Origin of the sequence: Streptomyces sp. SM1 (assembly GCF_002910825.1) — a bacterium.
GTDB classification, from domain to species: domain Bacteria; phylum Actinomycetota; class Actinomycetes; order Streptomycetales; family Streptomycetaceae; genus Streptomyces; species Streptomyces okerensis.
The window spans coordinates 1-2,375 of sequence record NZ_NEUB01000271.1 but is presented as its reverse complement, the minus strand read 5'-3'; the positions used below and the strand labels follow the sequence as shown (position 1 = coordinate 2,375).

At 72.3% G+C, this 2,375-nt stretch carries 3 protein-coding genes and 1 pseudogene; 1 reads left to right on the top strand and 3 read right to left on the bottom strand.

Annotation, left to right across the window (positions count from 1 at the left end):
- The 3 genes and pseudogenes from B9S61_RS06400 to B9S61_RS06390 form a co-directional block, all read right to left on the bottom strand.
- A pseudogene (locus B9S61_RS06400) lies at positions 1–181 on the bottom strand (hypothetical protein); the annotation flags it as partial.
- Positions 178–1,059 (bottom strand): MOSC domain-containing protein, encoded by an 882-nt coding sequence (locus tag B9S61_RS06395; protein WP_103541336.1) that lies wholly within the window; start codon positions 1,057–1,059, stop codon positions 178–180. The pseudogene B9S61_RS06400 and the gene B9S61_RS06395, both read right to left, overlap by 4 nt.
- A gap of 41 nt (positions 1,060–1,100) precedes the next feature.
- On the bottom strand, positions 1,101–1,529 hold the full coding sequence (locus B9S61_RS06390) for a DUF6643 family protein (protein ID WP_103541334.1): 429 nt from the start codon (positions 1,527–1,529) through the stop codon (positions 1,101–1,103).
- Positions 1,530–1,825: 296 nt separating this feature from the next.
- On the opposite strand from B9S61_RS06390, the gene B9S61_RS06385 reads away from it, so the two are divergent.
- Positions 1,826–2,375: TerD family protein (locus B9S61_RS06385; protein ID WP_146064733.1), on the top strand; the 550-nt coding region annotated here is incomplete at its 3' end.

Genomic DNA, 2,375 nt, shown 5'->3' with positions numbered 1-2,375 from the left:
CGGTGAGGACGGCGACGAGCGGGACGGCGCGCGTCTCCCGGGTCCCGGCGAGGCCGGTCCGGCTGCACAGCGGGTTGCGCCGCCGGAGCCAGAGTCCGCTGATCGCGCGCACCGCCGCACCCCCTCGCCGGTTCGGGTCCTGGAGTTCCCGCAGGTGCCGGAGTTCTCCCGGAGTCGTCATGAAGGCCAACGGACGAAGCCGCGGGCCGGTTCCCGAGTCCGCGGCGGGACCCGCTGCACGGCCTCGACGCGGTCGCCGACCCGGATGGTGCCGGTGGAGACGGGCACCAGGTTCTGCCCGAAGACGAGTCCGCCGCCGGGCCGCTGACGGGCGGCCAGCGAGTGCAGGGGTTCCTTCCCGCGCCGGGCGGTGTGCTGGTCCGTGGTGGTCACCACGCACCGGCCGCTCGGCTTGGCGACGCGGAAGGGGACCTCCCCGATGGTGACGCGCGTCCACCGGTCCTCCTCCCAGGGGCCGGTGCCCTCGATCACCACGTTGGGCCGGAAGCGGTTCATCGGCAGCGGGCCCTCGGCGCGGTGTTCCCCCTCGGCGATCAGGGAGTTGAGACTCTCCAGGGAGGCCGTCGTGGTGAGCAGCAGCGGATAGCCGTCGGCGAAGGAGACCGTCTCGCCCGGCAGCGCGAACCCGGGGTCCACCGGTCTCCGGGTGGCCGGATCGTCCAGGTGCACAAGCCGCACCGGAACGCCCAGATGGGCACTGCACCACGCGTGTACGGCGTCGTCCTCCGCCAGGACCGCCTCGACCTTGTCACCGAAGAGAGCCACCGGGAGGGTCCTGCCGGGCGCCGGTACGCGGGCCGTCACCGGATCGGTGCCGGGTGCGGACAGCCGGACGCCGCCACCGGGCAGGAGCTCGGCGGCGGCCAGGGCCAGACGCGGATGGCGGCGCTGCGTGACGACCCTTCCCCCGTCGTCGATCAGCATCCAGCGCCGGTCCCCGGCCGGACCCCAGGGCTCCACGACGACCTCCCGGAGCGGCAGGCTCCGGAAGGCCTTGACCGGATGAACGTGGATCGAGTGCAGACGCGCCTTTCCCATGGGGTCATCGTGCCATCCGGCACCGACAACCCCGGAAGGGCTCAGTACCCGCGGTACCCCTGGTTGTTGTACGGGTCCTGGTACGGCGCGGGGGCCGGCCGGGGAGCCGCGGGGCGCATCGCCTCGTAGCCGGCCGGCGGGCCCTGGCGCGGCGGCTGCGGCTGCGGGCCGGGGTAGCCGCGCGGCGCGCCGGCCTGCTGCGGGATGTAGGCGGTGTGCGCATGCTGGAGCGGCGCGGGCTGCTGTGCCTGCGGATAGCCGTAGGCGGGCTGGGAGTGAGCCGCCGGGAGGGCGGGCAACGCCGAGGGAAGCGCGGGCAGATGACTGACCGGCGCCTCGTACGCGGCGGGGACCCGGATCGGGGCGATCTGCGGGGTGCCCCGCTCGGCCACGAGCGAGTCGTAGATCGGAGTGTCCGGGAAGGAGGCGGAGTAGTAGCCGCCGCCATAAGTGGAGCGGGGGGAGGTCATGGCACATAAGTTAAGCCCACGATGTGCTTTTGGGGAGACCGGTAAGAGGGTTGTTTTCTGCGCCCGCCGTGACGTGGGATCGCTAATATGAGCGAACTTGGGGAAAACGGGCAATCTGCTGAGCATATTTCGCGTAAAGGCCGAGTTCCGGACCGGTTACCGGCGGTCGACCCCACGGTTTCCCCTTACTCCCCGTGGGAGTTCCCGGCCCGGGGGAATAGGTTGTGCGGACGAAGAACGACGGAAGCCGGGATCTTGCCCGGTGCGGGCGCACCGTGATGGGGGCGGACATGTCAATGTCGAAAGGATCGAACACGCCGGTGCCGGCCACCGCGCTGAGGGTGGAGGTGGGCTGGCGCTCCGGCCCGGGCGTACCCGACGCGGACGCCTCGGCGCTGCTGCTGGCAGGCGGGAAGGTCCGTTCCGACAGCGACTTCGTCTTCTACAACCAGCCCGCCCACTCCTCCGGCGCCGTCCGGCACGAGGGGAAGCGGGAGACCGGCGGCCGGACCACCGACACCGTGCTCGTCGACCTCACACGCGTGGAACCCGGCATCGAGGCCGTGATCCTCGCCGCCTCCTGCGACGGCGGCGCGTTCGGCCAGGTCCCGGATCTGTACGTCGAGGTCCAGGACGCCGCGAGCGGCACCGCGGCGGCGCGCTTCGACAGCGCGGGAGCCACCACGGAGACGGCGTTCGTGCTCGGCGAGTTCTACCGGCGCCAGGGTGCCTGGAAGTTCCGTGCCGTCGGCCAGGGCTACAGCAGCGGCCTCGAGGGCCTCGCCACCGACTACGGCATCAGCGTGGACGAACCGCAGCGCACCGCCCCGCCGGCCCCGACGGCCG

Coding starts and splice junctions, on each gene's coding strand:
- B9S61_RS06395 (WP_103541336.1), bottom strand. CDS start 1,059: ATGGGAAAGGCGCGTCTGCACTCGATCCACGTTCATCCGGTCAAGGCC.
- B9S61_RS06390 (WP_103541334.1), bottom strand. CDS start 1,529: ATGACCTCCCCCCGCTCCACTTATGGCGGCGGCTACTACTCCGCCTCC.